This window comes from Kitasatospora sp. NPDC087861 (assembly GCF_044742585.1).
In the GTDB taxonomy this organism is placed as follows: domain Bacteria; phylum Actinomycetota; class Actinomycetes; order Streptomycetales; family Streptomycetaceae; genus Kitasatospora.
Map to the genome: position 1 here is coordinate 375,851 of NZ_JBIUUS010000001.1, position 26,363 is coordinate 402,213.

26 protein-coding genes are annotated in these 26,363 nt (G+C 73.2%); 19 read left to right on the top strand and 7 right to left on the bottom strand.

What is annotated here, in order from left to right:
* Nucleotides 1-27: 27 nt before the first annotated feature.
* Nucleotides 28-783, bottom strand: a complete 756-nt coding sequence (locus ACIOJE_RS01675) for an alpha/beta hydrolase (RefSeq protein WP_280675369.1) — start codon at nucleotides 781-783, stop codon at nucleotides 28-30.
* 224 nt (nucleotides 784-1,007) lie between these two features.
* Nucleotides 1,008-2,234, bottom strand: coding sequence for an FAD-dependent oxidoreductase (locus ACIOJE_RS01680; RefSeq protein ID WP_400772632.1), 1,227 nt, complete (start codon nucleotides 2,232-2,234; stop codon nucleotides 1,008-1,010).
* A gap of 99 nt (nucleotides 2,235-2,333) precedes the next feature.
* Between ACIOJE_RS01680 and ACIOJE_RS01685 the strand changes: the two genes are divergently transcribed.
* The 3 genes from ACIOJE_RS01685 (at nucleotide 2,334) to ACIOJE_RS01695 (ending at nucleotide 3,974) form a co-directional block, all read left to right on the top strand.
* Entirely contained in the window at nucleotides 2,334-3,107 is a 774-nt protein-coding gene (locus ACIOJE_RS01685; protein ID WP_400772633.1) for a TetR/AcrR family transcriptional regulator, read from the top strand.
* A 93-nt stretch (nucleotides 3,108-3,200) separates the two neighbouring features.
* Nucleotides 3,201-3,548, top strand: a complete 348-nt coding sequence (locus ACIOJE_RS01690) for a DoxX family protein (RefSeq protein ID WP_280675361.1) — start codon at nucleotides 3,201-3,203, stop codon at nucleotides 3,546-3,548.
* Between the two features lie 57 nt (nucleotides 3,549-3,605).
* Nucleotides 3,606-3,974 carry a VOC family protein gene (locus ACIOJE_RS01695; protein ID WP_280675359.1) on the top strand — a complete coding sequence of 123 codons (369 nt, stop codon included), beginning with the start codon at nucleotides 3,606-3,608 and terminating at the stop codon, nucleotides 3,972-3,974.
* Nucleotides 3,975-4,012: 38 nt separating this feature from the next.
* On the opposite strand, the gene ACIOJE_RS01700 is transcribed toward ACIOJE_RS01695, so the two are convergent.
* The gene (locus ACIOJE_RS01700; protein ID WP_400772634.1) at nucleotides 4,013-4,729 is read right to left on the bottom strand and encodes an MOSC domain-containing protein; all 717 of its coding nucleotides are present in this window, start codon (nucleotides 4,727-4,729) and stop codon (nucleotides 4,013-4,015) included.
* A 72-nt stretch (nucleotides 4,730-4,801) separates the two neighbouring features.
* The gene (locus ACIOJE_RS01705; RefSeq protein WP_400772635.1) at nucleotides 4,802-5,545 is read right to left on the bottom strand and encodes a cyclase family protein; all 744 of its coding nucleotides are present in this window, start codon (nucleotides 5,543-5,545) and stop codon (nucleotides 4,802-4,804) included.
* Between the two features lie 66 nt (nucleotides 5,546-5,611).
* On the opposite strand from ACIOJE_RS01705, the gene ACIOJE_RS01710 reads away from it, so the two are divergent.
* The 6 genes from ACIOJE_RS01710 (at nucleotide 5,612) to ACIOJE_RS01735 (ending at nucleotide 11,535) form a co-directional block, all read left to right on the top strand.
* Entirely contained in the window at nucleotides 5,612-6,286 is a 675-nt protein-coding gene (locus ACIOJE_RS01710; protein WP_280675353.1) for a UbiX family flavin prenyltransferase, read from the top strand.
* A gap of 119 nt (nucleotides 6,287-6,405) precedes the next feature.
* Nucleotides 6,406-6,864, top strand: a complete 459-nt coding sequence (locus ACIOJE_RS01715; protein WP_030232219.1) for an Lrp/AsnC family transcriptional regulator — start codon at nucleotides 6,406-6,408, stop codon at nucleotides 6,862-6,864.
* Nucleotides 6,865-6,868: 4 nt separating this feature from the next.
* The gene (locus ACIOJE_RS01720) at nucleotides 6,869-7,837 is read left to right on the top strand and encodes a threonine/serine dehydratase (RefSeq protein ID WP_280675348.1); all 969 of its coding nucleotides are present in this window, start codon (nucleotides 6,869-6,871) and stop codon (nucleotides 7,835-7,837) included.
* Nucleotides 7,838-7,882: 45 nt separating this feature from the next.
* Nucleotides 7,883-9,046, top strand: coding sequence for an aminofutalosine synthase MqnE (gene mqnE / locus ACIOJE_RS01725; protein ID WP_280675346.1), 1,164 nt, complete (start codon nucleotides 7,883-7,885; stop codon nucleotides 9,044-9,046).
* 112 nt (nucleotides 9,047-9,158) lie between these two features.
* The gene (locus ACIOJE_RS01730) at nucleotides 9,159-10,385 is read left to right on the top strand and encodes a L,D-transpeptidase family protein (RefSeq protein ID WP_400772636.1); all 1,227 of its coding nucleotides are present in this window, start codon (nucleotides 9,159-9,161) and stop codon (nucleotides 10,383-10,385) included.
* A gap of 205 nt (nucleotides 10,386-10,590) precedes the next feature.
* Complete coding sequence (locus ACIOJE_RS01735) at nucleotides 10,591-11,535, top strand: beta-ketoacyl-ACP synthase III (RefSeq protein ID WP_280675342.1); 945 nt, start codon at nucleotides 10,591-10,593, stop codon at nucleotides 11,533-11,535.
* A 227-nt stretch (nucleotides 11,536-11,762) separates the two neighbouring features.
* Here the strand turns inward: ACIOJE_RS01735 and ACIOJE_RS01740 are convergent, their stop codons facing one another.
* Entirely contained in the window at nucleotides 11,763-12,410 is a 648-nt protein-coding gene (locus tag ACIOJE_RS01740; RefSeq protein ID WP_030055725.1) for a TetR family transcriptional regulator, read from the bottom strand.
* A 435-nt stretch (nucleotides 12,411-12,845) separates the two neighbouring features.
* Between ACIOJE_RS01740 and ACIOJE_RS01745 the strand changes: the two genes are divergently transcribed.
* Nucleotides 12,846-15,260: a PQQ-binding-like beta-propeller repeat protein gene (locus tag ACIOJE_RS01745; RefSeq protein ID WP_400772638.1), complete on the top strand. Its 2,415-nt coding sequence runs from the start codon at nucleotides 12,846-12,848 to the stop codon at nucleotides 15,258-15,260.
* Nucleotides 15,261-15,375: 115 nt separating this feature from the next.
* Here the strand turns inward: ACIOJE_RS01745 and galE are convergent, their stop codons facing one another.
* Entirely contained in the window at nucleotides 15,376-16,362 is a 987-nt protein-coding gene (gene galE, locus ACIOJE_RS01750; RefSeq protein WP_280675335.1) for a UDP-glucose 4-epimerase GalE, read from the bottom strand.
* Between the two features lie 189 nt (nucleotides 16,363-16,551).
* Between galE and ACIOJE_RS01755 the strand changes: the two genes are divergently transcribed.
* Nucleotides 16,552-17,700 (top strand): S1C family serine protease, encoded by a 1,149-nt coding sequence (locus tag ACIOJE_RS01755; protein ID WP_400772640.1) that lies wholly within the window; start codon nucleotides 16,552-16,554, stop codon nucleotides 17,698-17,700.
* Between the two features lie 141 nt (nucleotides 17,701-17,841).
* On the opposite strand, the gene ACIOJE_RS01760 is transcribed toward ACIOJE_RS01755, so the two are convergent.
* Nucleotides 17,842-19,011: a sensor histidine kinase gene (locus tag ACIOJE_RS01760; protein ID WP_280675783.1), complete on the bottom strand. Its 1,170-nt coding sequence runs from the start codon at nucleotides 19,009-19,011 to the stop codon at nucleotides 17,842-17,844.
* 429 nt (nucleotides 19,012-19,440) lie between these two features.
* Between ACIOJE_RS01760 and ACIOJE_RS01765 the strand changes: the two genes are divergently transcribed.
* The 8 genes from ACIOJE_RS01765 to ACIOJE_RS01800 all read left to right on the top strand — a co-directional run bounded on the left by ACIOJE_RS01765 (nucleotide 19,441) and on the right by ACIOJE_RS01800 (nucleotide 26,317).
* Nucleotides 19,441-19,782 carry an NADH-quinone oxidoreductase subunit A gene (locus tag ACIOJE_RS01765; protein WP_371522778.1) on the top strand — a complete coding sequence of 114 codons (342 nt, stop codon included), beginning with the start codon at nucleotides 19,441-19,443 and terminating at the stop codon, nucleotides 19,780-19,782.
* Nucleotides 19,773-20,408 (top strand): NADH-quinone oxidoreductase subunit B family protein, encoded by a 636-nt coding sequence (locus ACIOJE_RS01770; RefSeq protein WP_280675331.1) that lies wholly within the window; start codon nucleotides 19,773-19,775, stop codon nucleotides 20,406-20,408. Before ACIOJE_RS01765 ends, ACIOJE_RS01770 begins: the two co-directional genes overlap by 10 nt.
* Entirely contained in the window at nucleotides 20,405-21,589 is a 1,185-nt protein-coding gene (locus tag ACIOJE_RS01775; RefSeq protein WP_400772642.1) for an NADH-quinone oxidoreductase subunit C, read from the top strand. The genes ACIOJE_RS01770 and ACIOJE_RS01775 overlap by 4 nt, the downstream gene beginning before the upstream one ends.
* Complete coding sequence (nuoH, locus tag ACIOJE_RS01780; RefSeq protein ID WP_400772644.1) at nucleotides 21,586-22,545, top strand: NADH-quinone oxidoreductase subunit NuoH; 960 nt, start codon at nucleotides 21,586-21,588, stop codon at nucleotides 22,543-22,545. The genes ACIOJE_RS01775 and nuoH overlap by 4 nt, the downstream gene beginning before the upstream one ends.
* 73 nt (nucleotides 22,546-22,618) lie before the next feature.
* Entirely contained in the window at nucleotides 22,619-23,176 is a 558-nt protein-coding gene (locus tag ACIOJE_RS01785) for an NADH-quinone oxidoreductase subunit I (protein WP_280675328.1), read from the top strand.
* Nucleotides 23,173-23,910, top strand: coding sequence for an NADH-quinone oxidoreductase subunit J (locus ACIOJE_RS01790; RefSeq protein WP_400772645.1), 738 nt, complete (start codon nucleotides 23,173-23,175; stop codon nucleotides 23,908-23,910). The genes ACIOJE_RS01785 and ACIOJE_RS01790 overlap by 4 nt, the downstream gene beginning before the upstream one ends.
* Nucleotides 23,910-24,281: an NADH-quinone oxidoreductase subunit NuoK gene (gene nuoK, locus ACIOJE_RS01795; protein WP_280675324.1), complete on the top strand. Its 372-nt coding sequence runs from the start codon at nucleotides 23,910-23,912 to the stop codon at nucleotides 24,279-24,281. The genes ACIOJE_RS01790 and nuoK overlap by 1 nt, the downstream gene beginning before the upstream one ends.
* Nucleotides 24,278-26,317 carry an NADH-quinone oxidoreductase subunit L gene (locus ACIOJE_RS01800; RefSeq protein WP_400772647.1) on the top strand — a complete coding sequence of 680 codons (2,040 nt, stop codon included), beginning with the start codon at nucleotides 24,278-24,280 and terminating at the stop codon, nucleotides 26,315-26,317. The genes nuoK and ACIOJE_RS01800 overlap by 4 nt, the downstream gene beginning before the upstream one ends.
* Nucleotides 26,318-26,363 lie beyond the last annotated feature (46 nt).

A 26,363-nucleotide genomic window follows, 5' to 3' on the forward strand; every position in this document is an offset into this window, starting at 1 on the left:
GCTCGCCCGGTCGGGTGAAGGCCGGTGTCAGTTGTGCAGGAAGGACTCCAGGGAGGTGGCCAGCGCCACCGGGGCCTCGTACATCGGGTAGTGCCCGCTGCCGCCGATCTCCTCCAGTTCGGCGTTGGGGTAGTGGGTGAGCCAGGTGCCGTGCATCACCTCGGCGGTGAGGGCGAGGTCGTGCGCGCCCACGATCACCTTGACCGGCACCGGGTTCCCGCTGATCCGCTGTTCCAGGTCGGCCGTCGCCCAGTCCCGGACGTACCCGCCGAAGGCCTCGCGGGTGGACAGTCGTAGCGACTGGTCGACCATCCGGTCCAGCCAGACCCGGCCGGCGCGCTGCCCGGTGACCAGGTCGAGGATGGCGAACCGCTTCTCCCGGTCCTCGGCGGCGCCGTAGAACAGCGCCTCGCCGGCGGCGTCCAGCGGGTACGCCCCGGCCGGCACCGGGGCCAGGCCGACCAGTTTGCGCACCCGCAGCGGCGCCTCGGCCAGCACTTGCTGGGCCGCCTTGCCGCCCATCGAGTGGCCGACCAACGAGAAGCGGTCCCAGCCGAGTTGGTCGGCGAGGGCGAGCGCGTCGGAGGCGATCTCGGCGAGTGTGTACTCCCCGGGGACGTCCTGGCGCTCGCCGTAGCCGCGGTAGTCGAGGAAGGCGTAGCTGAAGGCGCCGCCGTCGAGGTAGTCGAGGAAGGGGCCCCAGCCGGCGCTGGTGCCGAACCAGTCGTGCAGGACCAGGACGTGGTGGTCGCCGGTGCCGGTCAAGCGGTGAGGGATCGTCATGTCATCGGTCGTTCCCGGCAATCCGGCCTTCCGAACGGACGGCCGGCGCGATCTTCCGCTGTCGCTGTGCGTGGTCGGTGACGCCCACCCGGACCCGATCGCTCCCCAGGGGCCGCACCCACGCGTGGTCCCTGGTGCACTTGAGGTCTTTCGGGACGTCGGCCGTGGGGGGCCTGCCTCGGTTTGCCGGCGGGAGGCGTGGGCCGCCGGCGCGGATCATCCGATCAGGCGGCGCTTCGCCGGGCGAAGGCCGGGGCGTGCTCCGGGCGGGGGCCCAGGGCGATCAGGCGGGACGGGATCTGGCGGAAACCGGGGACGAAGCGGACGAGCATGGCGAGTTGGGTGGGCGGGCCGACCCGGCGGCCGGTGAGGATCGGGGTGAAGATGGTGCCGTGCAGGACCTGCTGCATCCGCTGCATGATCACGGTGGGCCGCTCTCGACGCCGCTGGACCCTGGCGAGCGCGGCGGTGGTCGGGCGGCCGTGCCGCAGTGGCTCGGCGAGCAGGGTGGCGGCCGCGACGGCGTCCTGGATGGCGAGGTTGATGCCCACTCCGCCGGCCGGGGACATCGCGTGGGCGGCGTCGCCGATGAGCAGCAGTCCGTCGGCGTACCAGCGGTGCAGCCGGTTGAGCTTGACGTCGAGCAGGTGGACGTCGTCCATGCTCGCCAACTGGTCGACCCGGTCGGCGTACTGGGGGAACAGCCGGGCGATGCGGGCGCGGAAGCGCTCGACGCCCTCGGCGCGCAGCCGCGGGTCGGAGCCCTTCGCGGCGAAGTAGGCGATCTGGAAGTAGTCGTCGCGGGTGAGGCTGAGCGCCAGCTCGCGCTCCCCGAAGCCGGGGACGATGTTGGGCGGGACGCCCTGCTCGTGGCCGTGCCGGGGCAGCCGGAACCACCAGACGTCGAACGGCACCGGGTACTCCTCGGGCACCAGCCCGGCCTCCCGGCGCAGGGTGGAGTGCCGGCCGTCGGCGGCGACGGTGAGGTCGGCGCGGAGTTCGCCCTCCTCGCCGTCCCGGGTGCGGTAGCGCACGCCGACGACCCTGCCGCCCTCCCGGAGCAGCCCGGTCGCCTCGGTGTTCATCCGCACGGTGAAGGCGGGCTCCCGCTTCGCCTCCTCGACCAGGAGGTTGAGCAGGTCCCACTGCGGGATCATCGCGATGTAGTTGTACGGCGCGGGCAGCTTCTCGTAGGCGCTCAGCGCGACCGGGCCGACGCCGGGCACCGGCATCACCATGTTGCCGAGCCGGCTCTGCGGCAGTGCCGCGAACTTCCGGCCCAGGCCGAGTTCGTCCATCAGTCGCACGGTGGACGCGTGGACGGTGTCGCCGCGGAAGTCGCGCAGGAAGTCCCCGTGCTTCTCCAGCACGGTCACCTCGATGCCGGCCCTGGCCAGCATCAGGCCCAGCATCATGCCGGCCGGCCCGCCCCCGGAGATGACGACGCTCATGGCTCTCTCCCTCCGAACCCTGGTGCGACCTCCGGTGTGGAACTCGCATATAGATAATCTCTGGAATCGTCTCAGGTGTCAAGCAGTATGATGTTCCACATGAAGGATCTGGTGGCCGCGGCCCTCACGGCGGCAAAGGAGCGGGGGCAGGACGTCGCGGACGTCCCGGTCACGGCGATCGCGGCAGCCGCCGGGGTCTCGCGCAGCACGCTGCTGCGCCGGCTCGGCGGCTCCCGGGCCGCGTTGGACGAGGCCGTCCGGCAGGCGGGCGTCGACCCGGGCGGACGGCCGCCGGTGCGGGAGCGCGCGATCGAGGCGGCGGCGTGGCTGGTGGCCGAACGCGGACTGGGTGAGATCACCCTGGACGCCGTCGCGGAGCGGGCCGGATGCTCGCTGCCCAGCCTGTACACCGTCTTCGAGGGGCGGGACGGCCTGCTCGCCGCCGTCTTCGAACAGTACGGCCCGCTGCCGGACGTCCAGGCGCTGGCGGCCGACCCGCCGCAGCGCCTGGAGGACGTCGTCCGGGCGCTCTACCGGGCCTTCGTCACGGCCTTCGAGCGCGAGCCGCAGATCGTCCCGGCGGTCTTCGCCGACCTGTTCAGCCGGCCGGACGGCCCCGCCGCGCGGATGATGGCGGCCACCGTGCCGCGGATGTACGAGGGCCTGGGCGGGCTGCTGCTGCCGCATGTCGAGGCCGGCCGGTTGCGGCCGCTGCCGCTGCCGCTGCTGGCCCAGCTGCTGCTCGGGCCGCTGATCAACCACATCCTGCTGCGGCCGGTGCTCGCACCCGCGTTCGGCGCCGACCTGCCCTCGGTGGACGAAGCCATCGAGCTGTTCGCCGACGCCTTCCTGCGGGCGGTCGCGCTGCCGTAGGGCCGGAAACCTCTTCGCCGGGGCCGTCACATCGGGGCGGTCGGCCGGGTCAGTGAAGTGACCGACCGGCCAGACCGTCTGAAGGAGCCTCACATGTCCGTCACCCTCGTCATCGTCACCGTCCTCGCGGCCCTGATGGCCGGAACCTCGGCCGGCGCCGTCTTCCTCCGAGCCGGGTTCGCCGTCGGCCCACTGGCCGAGTACGGCGTCCCGCGCGCCTGGTGGATCTGGCTGGGCGTGGCCAAGGCGGCCGGCGCCGTCGGCCTGCTGGTGGGCCTCGCCGTCCCGGTGATCGGCGAACTGGCCGCCGCCGGACTGGTGTTGTACTTCACCGGCGCCGTCATCATCGTGCTCCGGGCCCGCGACTACGCCCACGTCCCGTTCCCGGTGATCTACGCCGTCCCGGCCGCCGTCGCCCTGGTGCTCGGACTGGCCGCCTGAGCCCCTCCGGGGTGCCTGCGAGAATCACGGCCGCAGAACTCCTCGGAGGGGAAGACCGTGATCGGCAAGCTGCAGTGCCTCGTGCTCGACTGCCCGGACCCGGCCGGGCTGGCCCGCTTCTACGCGGGCCTGCTGGGCGGCGAGGTCGACCGGCCGGACCCGCGCTGGTCGCTCGGCGCGGGTTGGTCCACCCTGCACCTCGACGGCGGCACGGTGCTCTGCTTCCAGGGCGTCGCCGACCACCGCCCGCCGCGCTGGCCGGACCCGGAGCACCCCCAGCAGGCGCACCTGGACATCGACGTCGAGGACCTGGCCGCCGCCGAGCGCGCGGTGCTCGCGCTCGGCGCCGTCCGGCTGCGCGACGTCGGCCGCTGGCGCATCTACGCCGACCCCGCCGGGCACCCGTTCTGCCTGATCCGGGCGTAGCCGGCCCGCCGCACCGCGGGGGGCGGCGGCGCGGCCCGTCAGTCGAGGACCAGGCGGTCGCCGAGGCGCAGCCGTCCGGGGGCGGCGACCTCGGCGAGGGCGTCGAGCCGGCCGTCGTGGGCGTGCACGACGGCCTTGAGGATCTCGGGGGCGTGCGGCAGGCCCGGCTGGGCGGCGCCGGTCATCGCGCAGCGCTCGCTGGAGCGGACGAAGGCCAGCCGGGCGCCGTCGGAGGCCTCGGTGTGGGCCCGCCGGCCGAACCAGGAGTCCTCGACGAACGGCGGGGTGCCGGGCGGGGTGCGCAGCACCAGGTTGGGGCGGAACCGGCGCTCGTCGACCACGGCGAAGGGGACGGCCTCGCGGACCCAGTCCAGGGTGGCGGTGGTGAGCACGCTGACCGGCAGCTGGTCGAAGTGCGAGACGGCGTCCTCGCGGGCCAGTTCGACGTCCCCGCGCTGGAGGTAGGCGCGCAGGAAGGCGGTCGGGTCGGCGACCGGGCGGCCGAGCGGGTCGAACAGCTCGGGGCCGTCGATCCGGTGGCCGAGGCGGGCGGAGAGGCGGAGCAGGCCGTCCATCCGGCGGAAGCGGCGGGTGTTCTTGCCAGAGCCGAGTTTGCCGTCGCCGTCGCGGACGGCGTAGAGGCGGTCGCCGGCCAGGCCGCGCTCGTCCACCTCGACGGAGTCGAGCCGCTCGCCGCCGGTGGATTTCACGGGGTAGCGCCAGAGTCGCTCGATCACTCCGATGATCTCTGCCATGGCCGGACAGCGTAGCGGCGCCGCCGGGGGATGGTCTAGACCAAGTCCGGTGCGGTGACTGGCTGAAAACCGTCAGCCCAGCCGGGCCACCGCCCGCACCGGCGCGCCGTCCGCCGCCACCAGCCGCAGCGGGAACAGCGACACCTCCACCGGCCGTCCGGCCTCCTGGGCGTCCAGCAGCGCCCGCAGATCGGTCAGGTTCTCCGCGATCACCCCGCCGCCGGGCGCCCCCAGCAGCACCCGGTGCGCGGCGAGGGTCGGCTCGTCGGCGGCGGGCTGGTCGTGCTCGTCGGTGAGGTCCGCGAGCAGCGCGGCGACCGCCGGGTCGCCCGGGCCCGGGTCGGGGGTGGGGTCGACGCTCAGCGCGTCCACCCCGACGGTCCGCACCCCGGCGGCGACGATCGCCTCGGCGGCGGCCGCGGTCAGGGCGGGGTGGGCGAGGTACGCGTCGGTGCCCCAGTGCCGGGCCCAGCCGGTGGCGAGCAGCAGGACGGACCCCTCGCCGGCGCGCTCCAGGGCGGGCGCGAGCAGTTCGGGGGTGACGGCGGCCCGGGGCGCCAGTCCGCGCAGGTCGGCGAGCACCGCCGGGCCGGTGAACCGCTCCAGCGGCAGCCCGTCCAGGGTCGGCCAGGTGACGTCCACGTGGTAGGGCGCGTCCACGTGCGTCCCGGACTGCGAGCCGAGGTGCAGGGCCAGCACGTTCACCCCGGCGGTGGCGGTGGTGAGCGCGGGCTCCAGCAGGACGGCCGGGTCGCCGGGGTAGACCGGCATCGCGGTGGTCACCTGATGGGTGAGGTCGACGAGGGTCGCTGGCATGACCCCATCCTCCCAGGGGTGCCCGTGGATGAGGCCCGACCGGGTAAGGCCGGATAGAAATGGGCCATGGGAACAGTCAAGCGTCAGCCGTGGGTGGTCGGGGTCTCGGGTGCGTCGGGGACGCCGTACGCCGCCTCGGTGATCCGGGCGCTGCTCGCCGCCGGGGAGCCGGTGGACCTGATCGTCAGCCGCGCGGCCCGGCTCACCATCCTCGACGAGACCGGCATCTCCTTCCGGGACGCCCACTGGCGCGCCGACCTGGCCGCCTGGCTGGGCACCGACGAGGGCCTGGACGACGTCCGCTACTGGTCCGCCGGGGACTTCGCGGCTGGCCCGTCCAGCGGCTCGTACCCGGCCAAGGGCATGCTGGTGGTGCCCGCGACCACCGGCGCGGTGGCCGGGATCGCGCTCGGCCTGAGCAAGGACCTGCTGCAGCGGGTGGCCAGCGTCACCCTCAAGGAGCGCCGCCCGCTGGTCGTGTGCGTGCGTGAGACGCCACTCAACGGGGTGACGTTGAAGCACCTGGTGGAGCTCGACGCGCAGGGCGCCGTCGTCCTCCCCGCCTCGCCCGGCTTCTACGCCGGCGGCTCGACCGTGCGCGAACTCGTCGATTTCGTGGCCGGTCGGGTGCTGGACGCGGTCGGCGTCCCGCATTCCCTGTACCTGCGGTGGGAAGGGGAGTTGGGGGCGGCGGCCCGCCAAGGCGGCGGGAACGGCAGCGTGTCGGCTGAGGGGGAGTGAGAAGGCCGAGGGCGGGAGAGTATCTTCTCTGCGATATCCGGGTTGTTCCGCGCATGGCGCCTTTGAATCCGGATAATGATCTGTGGGTCTGGTGAGGTTCGGAAGGACGCGGACGGTATATGGACACGGTGGACAGACAGCTCATCCAGGCGCTCCGGGAGAACGGCCGCGCGTCCTACGCCGAGCTGGGCCGGCTGGTCGGACTCTCCGGCCCGAGCGTCACGGACCGGATCAACCGCCTGGAGCAGGCCGGTGTCATCACCGGCTACCGCGCGACGGTCAACCCGGCCTCGCTCGGCTTCGGCGTCACGGCCCTGATCGGTCTTCAGCTGACCGACGCCGCCGACCACGAGGACGTCGCGTTCCGGCTGAAGGACCTCAACGAGGTCGAGGACTGCTGGTTCATCGCGGGTGACGACTCGTACATGCTCAAGGTCCGGGTGGCCGACGTGGCGGGCCTGGAGTCGGTGGTCAAGCGGATCTCGGGCACGAAGGGCGTGGCCCGCACCCGCACCACCGTCGTACTCTCCACCAAGTGGGAGAACCGGGTGAGCGAACTCCCCCCCGAAGGAGAGTGACGTCGTGGCACTGGTCGGTCTGGAGGAGCTGCGCGCAGCCCGGCAGCGGATCGCGGGGGTCGCCGTGCGCACCCCGCTGGTTCCCGCCCCGTGGGCGGCCGAGGGCGAGCGCCGGCTCTGGCTGAAGCCGGAGAACCTCCAGCCGACCGGGGCCTTCAAGACCCGCGGCGCGTACAACCGGCTGGCCGCGCTCACCGAGGACGAGCGGGCCCGCGGCGTGGTCGCCCAGTCGAGCGGCAACCACGCGCAGGCGGTGGCGTACGCGGCGGGGCTGCTCGGCATCAAGGCCGTGATCGTGATGCCGGACACCTCCCCGGCGGTGAAGGTGGAGGCCACCCGGGGGTTCGGCGCCGAGGTGATCCTGGTGCCGCCGGGGGAGCGGGACACCCTGCCCGGCGAGCTGGCCGAGCGGCACGGCTACGTCTGGGTGCCGCCGTACGACGACCCGTTCATCATCGCGGGCCAGGGCACGGTCGGCCTGGAGATCGCCGAGGACGCCCCGGCCGGGCTGGACACCGTCCTGGTGCCGGTCAGCGGCGGCGGCCTGATCTCCGGGACGGCGGCCGCGCTCAAGCTCACCCGCCCCGGCATCCGGGTGGTCGGCGTCGAGCCGGAGCTGGCTGCCGACGCGCAGGCCAGCTTCCGGGCCGGTCGCCGGCTCGCCTGGCCGGTCGCCGACACCTACCGGACCATCGCGGACGGCCTGCGCACCCCGTCCGTCGGCGAGCTGCCCTTCGAGCACCTCACCGCGTACGTGGACGACGTCGTCACCGTCACCGAGGACGAGATCCGGGCCACCGTCGCCCTGCTGGCCCGCCGCGGCCGCCTGGTCGCCGAGCCCTCCGGCGCGGTCGCCCCGGCCGCCTACTTCCACCGCGCCGCCGAGACCGGGGGCCGGACGGTGGCGGCCGTGGTCAGTGGTGGCAACATCGACCCCGCACTGCTCGCGGAGCTGCTGTCGGCACGGGCGTAGGCTCGTTCCGGCAAGGAATCGAAGTCGGAGGAGGCGGGTCACCGCATGGACGCAGGGCTCAAGCGCGAGCTGGAGGCGAAGGTCTACGCGGGTGAGCGGCTGACCCGCGAGGACGGGATCGCGCTCTACGAGAGCGACGACCTGGCCTGGCTGGGCGGTCTGGCCCACCACGTGCGGACGCGGAAGAACGGCGACGTCGTCCACTTCAACGTCAACCGCCACCTCAACATGACCAACGTGTGCAGCGCGTCCTGCGCGTACTGCTCGTTCCAGCGCAAGCCGGGCGAGAAGGACGCCTACACGATGCGCATCGAGGAGGCCGTCCGGCTCGCCAAGGCGATGGAGGTCGAGTCCCTCACCGAGCTGCACATCGTCAACGGCCTGCACCCGACCCTGCCCTGGCGCTACTACCCGCGCTCGCTGCGGGAGCTGAAGGCGGCCCTGCCGAACGTCTCGCTGAAGGCCTTCACCGCCACCGAGATCCACTGGTTCGAGAAGATCAGCGGCCTGTCCGCCGACGAGATCCTGGACGAGCTGATCGACGCAGGCCTGGAGTCGCTGACCGGCGGCGGCGCGGAGATCTTCGACTGGGAGGTCCGCCAGCACATCGTCGACCACGACACCCACTGGGAGGACTGGTCGCGGATCCACCGCCTCGCCCACAGCAAGGGCCTCAAGACGCCCTGCACCATGCTGTACGGCCACATCGAGGAGCCCCGCCACCGGGTCGACCACGTGCTGCGGCTGCGCGAGCTGCAGGACGAGACCGGCGGCTTCCAGGTCTTCATCCCGCTGCGCTACCAGCACGACTTCCACGACTCCAAGGACGGCGTCGTGCGCAACCGGCTGATGGCCCGCACCGAGATGGCCACCGGCGCCGAGGCGCTGAAGACCTTCGCGGTCTCCCGGCTGCTCTTCGACAACGTGCCGCACGTCAAGGTCTTCTGGGTGATGCACGGCGTCACCACCGCCCAGCTGGCGCTCAGCCACGGCGCGGACGACATGGACGGCTCGGTGGTCGAGTACAAGATCACCCACGACGCGGACAACTTCGGCACCCCGAACAAGCTCGGCCGCGACGACCTGCTCGATCTGATCCGGGACGCCGGTTTCCGCCCGGTCGAGCGCAACACCCGCTACGAGATCATCCGCGAGTACGAGGGCCCGGACCTGACGCGCCGCGAGGCCCCGCAGGCCATGCGCCTCTGACGTCGTCTCCCGCCGCCCGGGCCGGTCCTCGGCCCGGGCGGCGGCTTTCTTCACGGCCTCCGCACCCGCCCCGGGTTTACCAACCGGTACACCGTTTGGCAGGATCGGCGGCATGTCCGGTTCTCATCGCGCCACCCCGTACCCGTCGTACGAGCCGATGCCGGAGCCGGCGTACGGAGCGCCGCAGCAGCCGTACGAGCCGTACCAGCAGCCGGTCCACCAGGACCACGGCGGCTACCAGCAGCACTTCCCGCAGCAGGCCCAGGACGGGTACGGCGGGTACTTCGACGCCTACGACCAGCCGTTCCAGGGGTACCCGCCCGAGTCCGGGCCCGGGCCGATGCCCGGCCCTGAGCCGCTGTACGACCCCGAGCCGCGGTACGAGCCGGAGCCCGGCTACGAGCCGCTGCCCGAGCCGCGTCCGGCCCCGGCCGCCGCGGCGCCCGTGGAGGGCCGGGCCGCCGCCCGGGGACGACGTCGCAAGCCGAAGCGGAAGCGGCACGGCAAGGCCGTGACCGCGGGCACCGCGCTGCTGCTCGCGGCCGCCGCCGGCTGGTACACCGTCGGCCAGGACACCGCCAAGCCCGGCCTCACCACCGCCGACGGGCCGGGCCCGGAGGGCGTCGCCGCCCCCGACCAGCCGTCCCCGGCCGCGGGCGGCGCCCAGCCCGCCGCGGCCCAGGCGGCCTCCGACCGGCAGACCGGGAGCCCGGCCGCCGACCGCAGCCAGGTCCGCACGGACGGCTCGGTCGCCGCGATACCCGGCCTCGGTGCCGACTTCGCCGCGAAGATACCCGCCGAGACCACCCAGGTGGTGCTCGCCTCCGGCCAGGACAAGAACGGCAACAAGAACACCGTCACCCTCTGGACCCGCACTCCCGAGGGCCGCTGGCTGGCCGGTGAGACCTGGCAGGGCCACAACGGCAACAACGGCTGGAGCACCGACCACAACGAGGGCGACCTGCGCAGCCCGATCGGCGTCTTCTCGCTCACCGACGCCGGCGGCCGCAACGCCGACCCGGGCAGCAAGTTCCCGTACGACAAGGACCCGAGCTTCGTGGTCTCCGGGACGGGCTTCTTCGGCGACCAGCTGGCCGGTTCCTTCGACTACGTGGTCGCGATCAACTACAACCGGGTGCCCGGGAACTCGCCGCTCGACCCGCGCCGGCCCCAGGGCGCGAAGAAGGGCGGCGGCATCTGGATCCACGTCGACCACGACGGCCCCACCCACGGCTGCGTCTCGATCCCCGAGGACAAGATGGCCCAGCTGATCCGCACCCTGGACCCGGCGGCCCACCCGGTGATCGTGATGGGCGACGCGGCCTCGCTCGCCGCCTGACCCCGGCGTCCCGGACGGCGTTCCAGCGGCGGCCCGGGCGGTGCCCGCCCCGCCGTGCGCCCCGTCGTGCTCCGCGTGGTGCGCCCCGGCCCACGCGGAGGCCAGTCGCCGCAACGCCCGTTGTCGGGCTCCTACAGATCACGGGGGCGGATCCTGTAGCCGGTCGCGCCCCGCTGACCAGCCGGTAACCCGGTTCCATGGCACTATGAGCGGTTCGCGCATTGTGGCACTCGGCCACTACCAGCCCCCCAAGGTCCTCTCCAACGACGACCTGGAGGCGCTCGTCGACACCAACGACGAGTGGATCCGCAGCCGGGTGGGCATCAGAACCCGGCACATCGCCGAGGGCGAGACCCTGGTCGACCTCGCCACCGAGGCCGCGCAGAAGGCACTCGCCGGCAGCGGTCGGACGGCCGACGAGATCGACCTGGTCGTGGTCGCCACCTGCACCGCGATCGAGCGCAGCCCCAACACCGCCGCCGCGGTGGCCGCCCGGCTGGGCGTCCGTGCGCCCGCCGCCTACGACATCAACACGGTCTGCTCCGGCTTCTCGTACGCCCTGGCCACCGCCGACCACGCGATCCGGGCCGGAGCGGCCCGGCGCGCACTGGTGATCGGCGCCGAGCGGATGTCCGACACCCTCGACTGGACCGACCGCTCCACCTGCGTGATCTTCGGTGACGGCGCCGGCGCCGCGGTGGTCGAGGCCCAGGAGGACGGTGCCGAGCCCGGCATCGGCCCGGTGGTCTGGGGCTCCGAGCCGGAGCGGGGTGACGCCGTGGTGATCACCGGCTGGGACCCGGTGATCAGCCAGCAGGGCCAGTCGGTGTTCCGCTGGGCCACCACCCAGCTCGCCCCGCTGGCCCGCCGGGCCTGCGAGCAGGCCGGGATCGACCCGGCGGACCTGAAGGGCTTCGTGCCGCACCAGGCCAACCTGCGGATCATCGACGCGATCGCCGCCAAGCTGGGCCTCGCCGACGCGGTGGTGGCCCGGGACGTGGTCGACTCCGGCAACACCTCGGCCGCCTCCATCCCGCTGGCCTTCTCCAAGCTGGTCGAACGCGGTGAGCTGTCTCCCGGCGACCCGGTCCTGCTCTTCGGCTTCGGCGGCGGCCTCGCCTACGCCGGCCAGGTGGTCCGCTGCCCGTGACGGCGTGGAGCCGGATCTCCTGAGTCCCCCACAGCGCCCCTGAGGGCCCTGGACGCGAACATGCCGGTGGGCGGGCACCCTGTGTAAGGGGCGCCCGCCCACCGGCATGTCTGGCGCGCGTGCGGTACGTCGGCGGACCTCCCCCGAGGACACGGCCGCCGTCCGTCGTACCCCGGAACAGGAGGCCGGGGCTGCGCGCGGAGCGGATGGTCGGTTGAACGGATGGTCTACTTGGGCGGCTTCTTGCCGGTGACGCCCAGGTACACCAGGGGAGCGAGGTTGGGCTTGAGGTCCTTGACCTTGACGCCCCAGGAAGTGAAGGCCTTCTGGTGCTCGGCCGCCGAGGCGAGCAGCGAGACCAGGGCCCCGGCGACGGCATTCGGGTCGAGTGATTTGTCGGCCTGACCCTTCGCCTGGAGTTCCTTGACGGCCTCCGCGAGCGGCTTGGCGACCGCGTTGAGGACCGTCATGCGGATCTTGAAGAACCGCTTGTCCCCTTCGGCGGCACCGAGCGTGACCACTCGGAGAATGGCGTCGTTCTTGCGCCAGAAGGCGAGGAATCCGTCGACCAGTTCTTCCGAAGTGGTCGGACCGGACTTCCCTGCCCAGGACTTTCCGGCCACCAGCTCTTTGAGGGTGTCGGCGTCCTTGGCCATTTCCTCGGCGATTTCGAGGACAGCGCCCTCGACATCCGGGAAGTACTGGTAGAAGGTCGCGGGGGAGGTACCCGCCATACGGGCGACGTCGATGACCTTGACGTCCCGATAGGGCGACGTGCTGAGCATCTCGCGGAGGCAGTCGAGCAGCTTCTGCCGCGTCTCCTGTCCGCGTCGCCCGGCGACGCGACCGTCGACGGTGCGAACTTGTCCTGTCATGCCGTCAGCTTACCGTGGCACGATCTTGGCGCGATTCGGTGATGCGACTATTACTCCGCACGGGGGTTGCTATAGGGGCATGAACCACTTCGGACGGATATTCACCGTGCTCCGGAGGTGCCGTTGAAGCCCCCCCGTGTGCTTTTGACCCCACAGCGTGACGGCGAGTCCGCTGAGGGGTGGTCGAGTGACAGAGCGTGACGATCGCCGGTGTCGAAAGATTCATACCGGGGTGGAGCGTCCGGGCGTCCGAACGCAAGCCGCAGCCGGAACGGGCGTCAGAATCCGGCCGTTCCGTCATCGCTGACCGGGCGGTGGCGTCCCCGGGGCTGCCGTCGGCTCTGGGCGGGGGAGGTTGGAGATGCGCCGGGCGGCATTGGAGAATCGGGTCCGGCACCACGCGGCGGGTGCGGGAAACGGGGAGGTGGCAGCGGAGTGGACCAGCTGACGGCGCACGATCCGAGGCGGATCGGGCCCTTCGAGGTGCTGGGGCGGCTCGGCGCGGGTGGGATGGGGCTGGTCTACCTGGCGCGCTCCGCCTCCGGTCGACGGGTGGCCATCAAGACCGTCCGGGGGGAGCTGGCCGAGGACGAGCTGTTCCGCGTCCGTTTCGCCCGTGAGATCGAGGCGGCCAAGACGGTCGGCGGCTTCTACACCGCGGCCGTGGTGGACGCGGACGCGGACGCCCGGGTGCCCTGGCTGGCCACCGCGTACATCCCGGCCCCCTCCCTGGAGGACCTGGTCGAGGAGTGCGGGCCGCTGCCGGTGGACGCCACCCGTTGGCTGATCGCGGGCATCGCGGAGGCGCTGCAGTCCATCCACGCGGCCGGGCTGATCCACCGCGACCTCAAGCCCTCCAACGTGCTGGTGGTCGAGGACGGCCCGAAGGTGATCGACTTCGGCATCGCGTCCGGCGTCTCCAGCACCCGGCTCACCATGACCAACGTCGCGGTCGGCACCCCCGCCTACATGTCCCCGGAGCAGGCCAAGGACAGCCGCAACGTCCGGGGTGCCAGCGACGTCTTCTCGCTCGGCTCGCTGATGGTGTTCTGTGCCACCGGGCACCCGCCCTACCGCGGCTCCAATCCGGTCGAGACGGTGTTCCAGCTGCTGCGCGAGGAGCCCGACCTGTCCGGGATGCCGCGCGAGCTGATGGACCTGGTCCGCGCCTGCATGCGGCAGGCGCCGGAGCACCGGCCCAGTCCGGCGCAGATCCAGGCCGAGCTGGCCCCGCACCTGTTCTCCCGGGACGACGCCGCCGGCGAGGTCGGCGACTGGCTCCCCGCGAACGCGCTGGAGCTGATCGAGCGCAAGCGCGGCCGCCGCCCGAGCGCGCCGCAGCGGGCCGTCCACCTGCCGGGCGGCGCGCCGCCGCCCCCGGCCGGGCCGCCGCAGGCCGGCCCGCTCCAGCACCAGCCGCCGCAGCCGCACCAGCAGGTCCCGGTGCAGCGCCCCGGCCTGGACGACCCGCGCACCCACCCGGGCGGCGGGCACGCGCCGCCGCCGTCCGGGCCGGTGCACACGGGGCCGCGGCCGGGCCCGGCGTCCGACGGCGAGATCCCGACCGCGAAGATCGCCTCCCCCAACAAGCACCGCGCGCCGACCGGCGGCGGGGCCGTCGAGGTGCGGCTGTCCGGAGCCTCGGTGCGGATAGGCCCCGGGCCGCGGGCCGAGCACGAGCAGCCCGGTCCGGGCACCGCTCCGGCCGAGACCGACTGGGTCCGCCGGATCACCCCGCCGCCGCCGACGCCGTCGGCCGCCCACTGGCGCCCCTGGCGGTTCCGGATGTCCAACGACGTCTGGGGCACCCCGGTGGTCGCCGACGGCACGCTGTTCGTCTCCAGCTTCGAGGTGCACGCGCTGGACATCGCCTCCGGCGAGCGCCGGTACAAGACCCGGGACGTCGCCTGGGCGCTCGCGGTGGACGCCGGCCGGGTGCACGCCGCTGACGGCCCGCACCTGTACACCGTGGACGTCGCGGACGGCACCGAGCGCTGGCGCACCTCACTGGACGGCTGGGTCTACTCGCTCTCCGCCGCCGACGGGGTGCTCTGCTGCGGCATCCGGGGCGGCGGCGTCCAGCTGCGCTCGGCCGCCAACGGCGCCGAGCTGTGGCGGGCCGACGACGCCCAGCAGGACTACGAGAACCCGCAGTCCGGGCCCGTCCTGGTGGCCGGCTCCGCCTACTACTACGGCGCCGGGCGGCTGCGCTGCATCGACCCGCGCGGGGCCGGCCTGCGCTGGTCCTTCCCGGTCGGCGAGGACGTGCCCTCGCACCCGGTCGAGCGCGGCGGCGTGCTGTACGTGACGGCCGGCACCCGGGTGTACGCGCTGGACGCGGCCAGCGGGGTCGAGCGCTGGCGCTTCGAGGCCCCGGTGGTGCTGTTCACCCCGCCCGTGCTGGACGCCGACGCGGTCTACGTGGCCGACTACCTCGGCACGGTGTACGCGCTGGACGCGGGCACCGGCCGGGACCGCTGGCGCGGGGTCACCGGCAGCCGACAGGGCGCCGAGCCGGTGGTGGTCGGGGACGGCATGGTGCTGGTCGGCAGCGGCGAGGTGCTGTACGCCTTCGAGGCGGCGAGCGGGCGGGAGCGCTGGCGCTACACCGCGCGCGGCGAGATCGTCGGCTCCCCGGCGGTGGCCGACGGCCTGGTGCACCTGGGCAGCCGGGACCACTCGCTGCACACCCTGGACCTGGCGAGCGGCCAGCTGCGCTGGGAGCTCGGCACCAAGGGCGAGCTGACCGGCTCGCCGGTGGCGGTCGGCGGCCGGGTCTTCGTCGGCTCCAAGGACCGCTGCGTGTACGCGCTGGACGCCTTCTACGGCACGGCCGTCCCGGCGCGTTGAACCGGTGCGTTGAACCGGAGCGCTGAAGCGGTGCGCTGAACCACTGCGGCGGCGGGGCGGGTGCCCCGCCGCCGCGGCGGCCAGGTCGGCTCGGGTCGGAGCGGGTCGGCTCGGGTCAGGCCTTGCGGGCCTCGGGGTGGCGGCTGCACCAGCCCTCCCACGCGGAGGAGACCATCTCCGCCACGCCGTGGCGCGCGTTCCAGCCCAGCTCGCGGCGGATCAGGTCGGCCGAGGCCACCACCCGGGCGGGGTCGCCGGGGCGGCGCGGGGTCACCTCGGGGGTGGTGTCGTAGCCGGTGACCTCACCGATCACCTCCAGCATCTCCTTGACGCTGACGCCCTCGCCGCGGCCGATGTTGAGCACCAGCGAGGTCTCGCCGGCCGGGTCGGCGGCCAGCCGCTTGGCGGCCGCGACGTGGGCCGAGGCGATGTCGGAGACGTGGATGAAGTCGCGGACGCAGGTGCCGTCCGGGGTGGGGTAGTCGCCGCCGAAGACCCGCGGCGCCTGACCGGCGGTGAGCCGCTCGAAGACCATCGGGATCAGGTTGAAGACCCCGGCGTCGGAGAGCTCGGGGGAGGCGGCGCCGGCCACGTTGAAGTACCGCAGCGCCACGGTGGAGATGCCGTGGGCCTTCCCGGCGGCGGCGACCAGCCACTCGCCGGCCAGCTTGGTCTCGCCGTACGGGCTCATCGGCGCGCAGGGGGTGGACTCGGTGACCAGGTCGACGTCCGGCATGCCGTAGACGGCGGCGGAGGAGGAGAAGAGGAAGCGCTTGACCCCGCCCTCGGCGGCGGCCTCCAGGACGGTCTGCAGGCCGATCATGTTCTCCCGGTAGTAGAAGAACGGCTGCTCGACGGACTCGCCGACCTGCTTCTTGGCGGCGAAGTGCAGGATGCCCTCGACCGCGTGCTCGCGGATGGCGGCGTCCAGGGCGGCCCGGTCCAGGGTGGAGCCCTTGACCAGGGCGACGCCGTCCGGCAGCCGGGAGGCGTCGCCGGTGCTGAGGTCGTCCAGGACGGCGACGCGCTCACCGGCGTCGAGCAGCTGGCGGACGACGTGCCCGCCGATGTATCCGGCACCGCCGGTGATCAACCAAGTCATGCGCTGATCCTAGGGTCCGTCGTCAAACTCCCGTCGTCCGCCCGAGGGCGGGAGCTCGACGACGGACCCCAGGGCGTTCGGGTTGCGTGGCGGATGTCGGGCGAGTCGAACAGTCGAATCGGACAAATCGGTGAAATGCTGACAAAGATTTCCGTGCTCTCAGCGTGGTGACGAATCGGAGGCAGCCAGGTGAGCCGAAAGAAGGAACACGCCCGTCCCCTGCCGGCCAGGCCCCGGCCGACCGGTCCCAAGGCGGCGCGCGGCCGGTGGCCCGCGGCCGGTGTGGTGGCCGTGCTGACCGCGCTGGCCCTGGCCGGGTGCAGCAGCTCCTCCTCGTCCTCGGCGCCGGTCGCGGACTCCTCGTCGGCCAAACCGGCCTCCTCGGAAGCCTCGCAGCCGGGCGGCGGGGACCAGTTGCAGAGCGCCTACCAGAAGGTGATCGCCGACGTGCTGCCCTCGGTGGTGCAGATCACCACCGGTGACAGCCTCGGCTCGGGGATCGTCTACGACGACAAGGGCGACATCGTCACCAACGCCCACGTGGTGGGCACCGCGACCACCTTCACCGTCACCCTCGCCAACAGCACCAAGTCGCTGGACGCCACGCTGGTCGGCAGCTATCCCGACTCCGACCTCGCGGTGATCAAGCTGAGCAGCCCGCCGAGCGGCCTCAAGCCGGCCTCCTTCGGCGACTCCGCCAAGGTCCAGCTCGGCCAGATCACCCTCGCCATGGGCAGCCCGCTCGGCCTCTCCAGCAGCGTCACCCAGGGCATCGTCTCGGCCATCGGGCGGACCGTCTCCGAGCCCCGGGGCGGCGGCTCGCCGGGCGCCACCATCGGCAACATGGTGCAGACCTCGGCCGCGATCAACCCGGGCAACAGCGGCGGCGCGCTGGTCAACCTGGACAGCCAGGTGATCGGCATCAACACGCTCGCGGCGACGGAGCCCCAGACCAACGGCGCGGCCGCGCCCGGCATCGGCTTCGCCATCCCGGCGTCCACCATCACCAACATCACCGACCAGCTGATCAAGCAGGGGAAGGTCACCAACTCCGGCCGGGCCGCGCTCGGCATCACCGCCCGGACCAGCTTCAACCAGCAGTTCCAGCCCTCCGGTGCGGTCATCGTGGCGGCCACCGCGGGCGGTCCGGCGGCCACGGCGGGGCTGCAGGCCGGCGACGTGATCACCAAGCTCGGGGACGTCACGGTCGACTCGCTGAACGCGCTCACCACCGCGCTCGCCTCGCTCACCCCGGGCAGCAAGGTCACCGTCACCTACACCAGGGACGGCAGCAGCAAGACGGCCGACGTCACCCTCGGCACGCTGCAGGCCGCCTAGGCCGCCCAGACCGCGCCTGGACCGGCGCGGCCCGGCCGACCGCGCGCCGCGCAAGGGTGCCGCCGGCCGGCCGCCGCACCGGACGGCGCCGGGACCTCGTCACTGCCTCGACGAGGTCCCGGCGCCGTGCCACGCCCGTGCTCAGCGGCGGGCGGTGTGGGTGTGCCAGGGCAGTTCGACGGTGACGCTGGTCGGGCCGCCCTCCGGGCTCTGCACCAGGAACACCCCGTCCACCGCGCGGATCCGCTCGGTCAGCCCGGCCAGACCGCTGCCCGGGTAGGGCGCCGCGCCGCCCTTGCCGTCGTCCTGGACCAGCACCATCAGCTGGTTGTCCGAGCGCCAGACGTCGACCGAGGCGGAGCGGGCGCCGGCGTGCTTGGAGACGTTGGTCAACAGCTCGCTGACGGTGAAGTACGCGATGCCCTCGACCGCCGAGTCCGGCCGCTCGGCCTGGCCGTCCGGACCCTTCAGGTCGACGTTCACCCTGACCCCGCCGGGGACGGTGCAGCGGGCGGCGACCGCGGACAGCGCCGCGTCCAGGCCGCGGTCGGTGAGCACGGCGGGGTGGATGCCCCGGGCCAGGTCGCGCAGTTCCTGCAGGGCCAGCTTCACTTCGCCGTGCGCGTTGTCGACCATCTTCGTGGCGGCCGCCACGTCGTCCTCGGTCTCGATCTCGCGCAGCCGCTCCTTGGCCATGCCCAGGTCCATGGCCAGCGCGACCAGGCGGGCCTGGGCGCCGTCGTGCAGGTCGCGCTCGATCCGGCGCAGGTCGGCGGCGGCGGTGTCGACCACGGTGCCGCGGTCGTCCTCCAGCTCGCGCACCCGCTCGGCCAGGGCGCCCGGGAAGAGCAGCGACTCGATCAGGATCCGGTCGGTCGCCGCCATCCCCCGGATCACCCAGGGCAGCACCGGCCACATCACGATGACCGCGACCAGGGTCAGGGTGAAGCTCAGGATGCCCCAGGGCAGCATCAGCACGTTGTAGAGCACCGAGCGCCAGTTCAGCAGGTCGGTCAGGTGGGCGATGGTGAAGCCGACCACCCCCGGTCGGCGCGGCCGCACCGGCTCCGGCTCGTGGATCTCGGAGCCGTACGCCGACCGGGCCCGACGGCGGCCCAGCCCGCCCATGACGCGGCAGCCGGCCAGCCCGGCGGCCAGCAGCGGCAGGCCGATCACGGTGACGGACAGCCCCAGGCCGACCGAGAGCATGGTGATGGCGAGCACGAAGCCGGCGATGCCGAGCGGCAGGTTGAGCAGCAGCTGTCCGGCCTGCCGCCACATCCGCGCGCCGTACAGCGGGGGGCGCTCCATTGACGCGTCCTGCTCCCTGATGGCGTCCGCGGCGCGGCGGTGCAGAGGCTTCATCTGGATCTACCGTCCCTCTTGATCGAGCTGGTGCACCAAGCTTCTCGAACCGGGGGCGGACGAGGCCATGGGGGTGATACATCTTCCGGAGCGGGGGTTATCCCTACCCCTGCCCTGGTCGTCGAGCCACTCCCGGGTGTCCACCGGGGTGTCCACCGGACGTCTTGCGGAGCGGGCAGGGTTCGGGCGGAGCGGAGTCCTCCCCTTAGACTCACGCATTGGCCATGGTTATGACTATGCAAGGAAACGTCGTAGAACTGCCTTGAGGGGCTGTTCACGGCCGAGGTGGAGGGCGAAGGCATGGAGGGGCAGCACGCGGCTGCCGTCGCGGCCGACCCGGCGGTCGGCGGCGGCTACTTCGACGCGTACGCCGCGATGGGTCTGCTGGCCGTCGTCGGGGTGCTCTTCGTCGCCGTGGCGTTCACCGCCAACCGACTGCTGCGGCCGGTGGTGTACTCGCCCGAGAAACTCCTCGCCTACGAGTGCGGGGTGGACCCGGTGGGCGAGGACTGGGCGCACACCCAGATCCGCTACTACGTGTACGCCTTCCTGTACGTGATCTTCGCGGTCGACGCGATCTACCTGTTCCCGTGGGCGACGGTCTTCGCCACCGCCGGGTACGGCGCCGGAACGCTGATCGAGATGTTCCTCTTCATCGGCTTCCTCGCGGTCGGCCTGCTCTACGCCTGGAAGAAGGGCGTTCTGGAATGGACGTGACGCACACCCACTCGCACGGCGCCCAGGGCGGGCCGGTCCCGCTCGGCCTCCCGGACCCGTCCCGCCCCGGTGCCGTCGAGCGCCGCGGCATCGGTCCGCTGGCCCGGCTGGCGCCCGATCCGGTCAAGGTCGTGCTCAACTGGGGCCGCCGCTACAGCCTCTGGTGCTTCAACTTCGGCCTGGCCTGCTGCGCGATCGAGTTCATCGCCGCGTCCATGGCCAAGCACGACTTCATCCGGATGGGCGTCATTCCGTTCGCGCCCGGCCCCCGTCAGGCCGATCTGATGATCGTCTCGGGGACGGTGACCGACAAGATGGCGCCCGCCGTCAAGCGCCTCTACGAGCAGATGCCCGAGCCGAAGTACGTCATCTCCTTCGGCGCCTGCTCCAACTCCGGCGGCCCGTACTGGGACTCCTACTCGGTCACCAAGGGCGTGGACCAGATCATCCCGGTCGACGTCTACGTGCCCGGCTGCCCGCCCCGGCCCGAGGCGCTGCTCCAGGGCATCCTCAAGCTCCAGGAGAAGATCGCCGCCGAGTCGCTGCCCGACCGCTACACCACGCCCGCGGCGGCGCTGCGCCGCCCGCTGGTGGCGGGGCCGTCGACCGAGGGAGGGGCCTCGTGAGCGAGCGAGCCGTCGAAGGGCGCACCGCCGAGCAGTACGCGGCGTCGGTCGGGGAGTGGGCGACCGGCGCCGAGGCTTACGGGCTGATCACCGTCGACGTCCCCGCCGAGCACTGGATCGAGGCGCTCACCAACGCCCGCGACGTGCTCGGCCTGGGCTTCTTCGACTGGCTGAGCGCCGTCGACGAGCTCGCCGAGGGCTTCTCCGTGGTCGTGCACCTCGCCTCCGCCGACGCCCCGGGCGTTCGCCACCTGGCGCTGCGCACCCGGGTGCCGCGGGACGGCGCCGCGCTGCCGACCGCAGTCCCGGTGTACGCGGGCGCCGCCTGGCACGAGCGCGAGACCCACGAGATGTTCGGCATCGACTTCCCCGGACACCCCTACCTCGCCACCCTGCTGCTGCCGGACGGCTTCGAGGGGCACCCGCTGCGCAAGGAGTTCGTGCTCGCGGCGAGGGTCGCCAAGGCCTGGCCGGGCGCCAAGGAGCCGGGCGAGTCCGACCACGGCGACGGGCCGGCCCGGCGCAAGATGCAGCCGGCCGGCGTGCCGGACCCGAACGAGTGGGGGCCGCTGAAGGGCACCCTGCCGCCGGTCGCCGAGCGGCCGGCGCGCGGTGCGCGGGCGGCGGGCGCGGCCGGGCGGACGCCCCGGGCGGCTGCCGCTGCCGCTGGTGCCGCCGCAGGTGAGGAGACGCCGGCGGTGCGGGCGGATCGGCCACGTCGGACCAGGTCGGTGGCGGAGGGGTCGGCGAGCCAGCCCGGCGCCGAGTCGGCCGCTGCCGGTGCCGCTGCCGCAGGCGAGGAGACGCCGGCGGTGCGGGCGGACCGGCCGCGTCGGACCAGGTCGGTGTCCGCCGGCTCGGTCAGCCAGGCCGCGGAGCCGGCGGCGGCCGAGGCCGCCGAGGTTGTTGCGCCCGCTGAGGCTGCCGCGCCGGTCGAGCCGAAGGCCGAGCGCCCGGCGCCCGCGCGGACCCGCTCCGCGGACGCGCCCTGGCACAACCCGGTGCCCGCGCACGACGAGCCCGCGTCGCCCGCTGACTCAGCCGCACCCGCGAAGCCCGCTGCGCCGGTCGAGCCCGCCGGGGCGCAGACGCCCGCCGAGCCGGCGGAACCCGCCGCGCCCGCGGGCGAGCAGGACGAGACCTCGGCCGGACCGGCCGGCCAGGACGGAGACGGCACGTGAACCTGCTCGACACGGTGCTGCGCTGCGTCGCCACCCTGGTCGTCTTCCTCGTCTTCCCGCTGGTCATCGGCCAGACCGAGCACAAGGTCATGGCGCACATGCAGGGCCGGCTCGGCCCGATGTACGCCGGTGGCTTCCACGGCTGGGCGCAGCTCGTCGCGGACGGCGTGAAGTTCGCGCAGAAGGAGGACATCGTCCCGGCCGGGGCGGACCGCCGGATCTTCCAGCTGGCGCCCGCCGTCTCGCTGCTGCCGTACCTGTTCGTGCTGCTGGCGATCCCGGTCGGCCCGAACGGCTTCGTCGGCCAGGCGATCGACGCCGGCCTGTTCTTCGTGCTGGCCGTGATGGGCGTCGGCGTGATCGGCAAGCTGATGGCCGGCTGGGCCTCGGCGAACAAGTTCTCGTTGCTCGGCGGCCTGCGCACGGCCGCGCAGCTGATGTCCTACGAGCTGCCGATGGTGCTGGCGGCGGCCTCGGTGGCGATGGCCGCCGGCACGCTGTCGCTGCCCGGGATCCTGGACGCCTGGGAGTGGTACTGGCTGCCCTGGCAGCTGATCGGCGCGTTCGTGTTCTTCACGGCCGGCCTGGCCGAGCTCCAGCGCCCGCCGTTCGACATGCCGGTCGCCGACTCGGAGATCATCTTCGGCGCGTACACCGAGTACACCGGGCTGCGCTTCGCGCTGTTCCTGCTGTCCGAGTACGCGGGCATCCTGGTGGTGTCGGCGCTGACCGCGGTGCTCTTCCTGGGCGGCTGGCACGGCCCGCTGTCGGACCAGCTCGGCTGGCTCTGGATGATCCTGAAGACCTTCGCGCTGGCCTTCGTGGTCATCTGGCTGCGGGTCACCTACCCGCGTCTGCGCGAGGACCAGCTGATGCGCTTCGCGTGGACCGGGCTGATCCCGCTCGCCCTCGTCCAGCTGGCCCTCACCGGCATCATCAAGGTGGCGATCTCATGAGCGAGCGAAGCGAGCGAATCATCATCAGGCGCGTGTGGGCGAATGCCCCTGCCGGGCGAAGCGAGGTGGGCGCATGAGTTTTCCCGGTGCCGGCCTGGCCAAGGGCTTGGCCGTGACTCTGCGGACGATGACGAAGAAGAGCGTCACCGCGCAGTACCCCGAGGTGCAGCCGGTGCTGCCGCCGCGCTCGCGCGGCGTCATCGCGCTGCTGGAGGAGAACTGCACGGTGTGCATGCTCTGCGCGCGCGAGTGCCCGGACTGGTGCATCTACATCGACTCCCACAAGGAGACGCTGCCGGCCGCCGAGCCGAACGCGCGGGCCCGCACCCGCAACGTGCTGGACCGGTTCGCCATCGACTTCTCGCTCTGCATGTACTGCGGGATCTGCATCGAGGTGTGCCCCTTCGACGCGCTGTTCTGGTCGCCGGAGTTCGAGTACGCCGAGACGGACATCCTGGAGCTGACCCACGAGCGGGACAGGCTCCGCGAGTGGATGTGGACCGTCCCGGCGCCGCCGGCGCTGGACCCGGCGGCCGAGGAGCCCAAGGAGATCGCCGCCGCGCGCAAGGCGGCGGACAAACTGGCGGCCGCCGCGGCCGCCGCCGCTTCGGAGGAGGGGGAGGCCCCGTGAGTGCCGCCACCCTGCTCGCGGCGACCGGCTCGTTGGAGCCGGCCGCCCGTTCGTTCCTGTCCCCGACCGGGGTGGAGATCGTCTTCCTGCTGGTCGGTGTCGCCGTGCTGGGCTCGGCCCTGGTCGCCGTCACCACCAAGCAGCTGGTGCACGCCGCGCTCTGGCTGGTGGTCGCGCTCGGCGGGCTGGCGGTGGAGTTCCTGCTGCTCACCGCCGAGTTCATCGCCTGGGTGCAGGTGCTGATCTACCTCGGCTCGGTGATCGTGCTGGTGCTGTTCGGACTGATGCTCACCAAGGCGCCGATCGGGCGCTCGCCCGACGCCGACTCCAAGAACCGCTGGGTGGCCCTGGTCGTGGCGCTTGCCTCGGCCGGGACGCTGGTGACGCTGGTCGTCGACGCCTTCCGGACCTCCTGGATCGACCTCGGCGCGGGGGGCGGCTCGGCCGCCGTCACCGGGGCGAGCCTGTTCCGCCACTGGGTGCTGCCCTTCGAGGCCCTCTCTGTGCTGCTGCTGGCGGCGCTGGTCGGTGCGATCGTGCTGTCGCGCGGGTCGAAGCGGCGGGTGCCGGTGCCCCGGGCGGGCCGGCTGCGCGCCGGTCGGCCGGTCGGGTCGAACGGGACCGTCGCCGCGACCGTGCCCAAGCCGGCCGCTCCGGCCGCTCCCGCCGCCCCCGCAGCTCCCGCCGCCGCCCCCGCCGCTCCCGCGTCGCCGACCACCGAGCAGGAGGGCTGATGCACCTCGCCTACCCCGTCGTCCTCGCCGCGCTGCTGTTCAGCGTCGGCGTGTACGGCGTGCTCGCCCGGCGCAACGCCGTCCTGGTCCTGATGTCCGTCGAGCTGATGCTCAACGCCGTCAACCTCAACCTGGTCGCCTTCGACACCTGGCTGCGCGACTCGCTGCACGCCGGCCAGGCGCTCACCCTGTTCACCATCACCGTCGCCGCCGCCGAGATCGGACTGGGGCTCGCCATCGTCCTGCTGCTGTTCCGGGCCCGGGGCACGGCGGACATCGACCGGGCCACCGCGCTCGGCGATCCGGCCGAGCCGTTCGCCGAGGAGGCGCCGGCCGGAGCCGAGGCACTGAAGGGCCAGGCCGCCGCATGAACCTCGCCCTGCCCGTCCTCGTCCCCGTGCTGCCCGCACTCGGTGCCGCCGCGACCCTGGCCCTCGGCAAGAAGGCGCCCGGGCTGGCCCGGCCGCTGGCCATCGTGCCGGTCGCCGTCTCGGCCGTGCTCGCCCTGGTCGTCGCCCTCCAGCTCGGCACCGGCCAGGCCCTCGACGCCGCCACCCGGCTCACCCCGACCGGCGGCCCGGACATCGCGCTCGGCCTCCACCTGGACGGCTTCAGCTCGCTGATCTCCGTGCTGGTCGGCCTGGTCGCCACCTGCGTGCAGGTCTACTCGACCGCGTACCTCAAGGAGGACCCGCGCTACCCGTCGTACGCGGCGCTGGTCTCGCTGTTCACCGCGGCGATGTTCCTGGTGGTCTACTCGGGCGACCTGATCGTGCTGCTGGTCGGCTGGGAGGTCATGGGCATCTGCTCGTACTTCCTGATCGGCCACCACTGGGAGACCGAGGACGCCCGCTCGGCCTCGCTGAAGGCCTTCCTGGTCACCAAGCTCGGCGACGTGCCGTTCCTGTTCGGCATCTTCCTGCTCGGCGCGGACGCCGGCAGCTTCCGGATCCCCGACGTGCTGGCCGCCGCCGGCGACGGGCGGCTCGGCCACCCGACGCTGATCGCCCTGCTGCTGCTCGCCGGGGTGGCCGGCAAGAGCGCGCAGTTCCCGCTGCACACCTGGCTCCCGGACGCGATGGCCGGCCCGACGCCGGTCTCCGCGCTGATCCACGCCGCCACCATGGTCGCGGCCGGCATCTACCTGGTCGCCCGACTGCTGCCGGTGTTCCTGCTGTCGGGTGCGGCGCTGGTCGTGCTCGCGGTGATGGCCGCCGTCACGATGATCGGCTCGGCGCTCTGCGCGCTCGCCCAGGACGACCTCAAACGGGTGCTCGCCTACTCCACCGTCGGCCAGCTCGGCTACATGGCCGGGGCGCTGGCCGCCGGCGACCGCGAGGCCGCCGTTTTCCACCTGGTCAGCCACGGCGCGTTCAAGGCGCTGCTGTTCCTGGCCGCCGGTGTGGTGATCCACGCCGCGCACACCAACTCGATCTCCGCGATGTCCCGGATCCCCGGGCTGCGCAAGCGCGTCCCGGACGCCTACTGGACGATGGGCATCGCGCTCGTCGCCCTGGTCGGGCTGCCGCCGTTCTCCGGCTTCTTCAGCAAGGAGGCGGTGCTGACCGCCGCCGAGCACGCCGCCAACGGCGAGGCGCTCACCAACGGGCTCGGCCCGGCCTCGGCCGTGCCGGAGGCCGCCGGGTGGATCGTGCTGATCTCGGCCGCGCTCACCGCGTTGCTCACCGCCGCGTACGCGACCCGGCTCTACCTGCTGGCCTTCCACAGCCCGGCCACTGGCGCGGCTGCGGCCATGGCTGCGGCGTCCGGCGCCGAGCACGAGGCGGACGCGCCGTACTCGCCCGAGCTCGACGAGGCCGACCCGGCCACCGCCGAGCCGGCCGCGATGCGCTGGCCGCTCTGGGTGCTGGCGATCCCGACCATGGGCTTCGGCATCGCCGGGCTGCGCTCGGACTGGCTGCCCGCGCTGCTGGACGGCGGCTCGCTGCGCCCCTCCGCGGTCACCGCCGTCATCGGCACCGGGCTCGCCGTGGTCGGCGTGCTCGCGGCCTACGGCGCCTGGCGTTCGGCGACCGCGCGGCTGACCGCCGGCCGACCCGTCCCGGCCGGCACCGGCCGGGTGCCCGAGCAGGCCGGAGCCCCGGCCGCCGAGGTGATCGTCGCCGACCCGGGCCGCACCCTGCTCGGCCCGCTGTTCGGCCCGGCCCGGCACGGCTTCGGCGTCGACCGGCTGTACCACGCGCTGTTCGTCCGCCCGGTGGCCGCCGTCGCCCGGTTGGTCCGCTTCCTCGACCGCGAGGTCGTCGAGACCTACGTGCGCGGCAGCGGGGCCGGCGCCAACCTGCTCGGCCGGGCCGTCCGGCTCGCGCAGACCGGCAACGCGCAGACCTACCTCAGCGCGCTGCTCGCCGGCGTCGTCCTGCTGGCCGTCCTGGTGGCGGTGTAGCGGATGCCGTACCTCCTCTCCCCGCTTCCCCCGATTCCGACCGCCG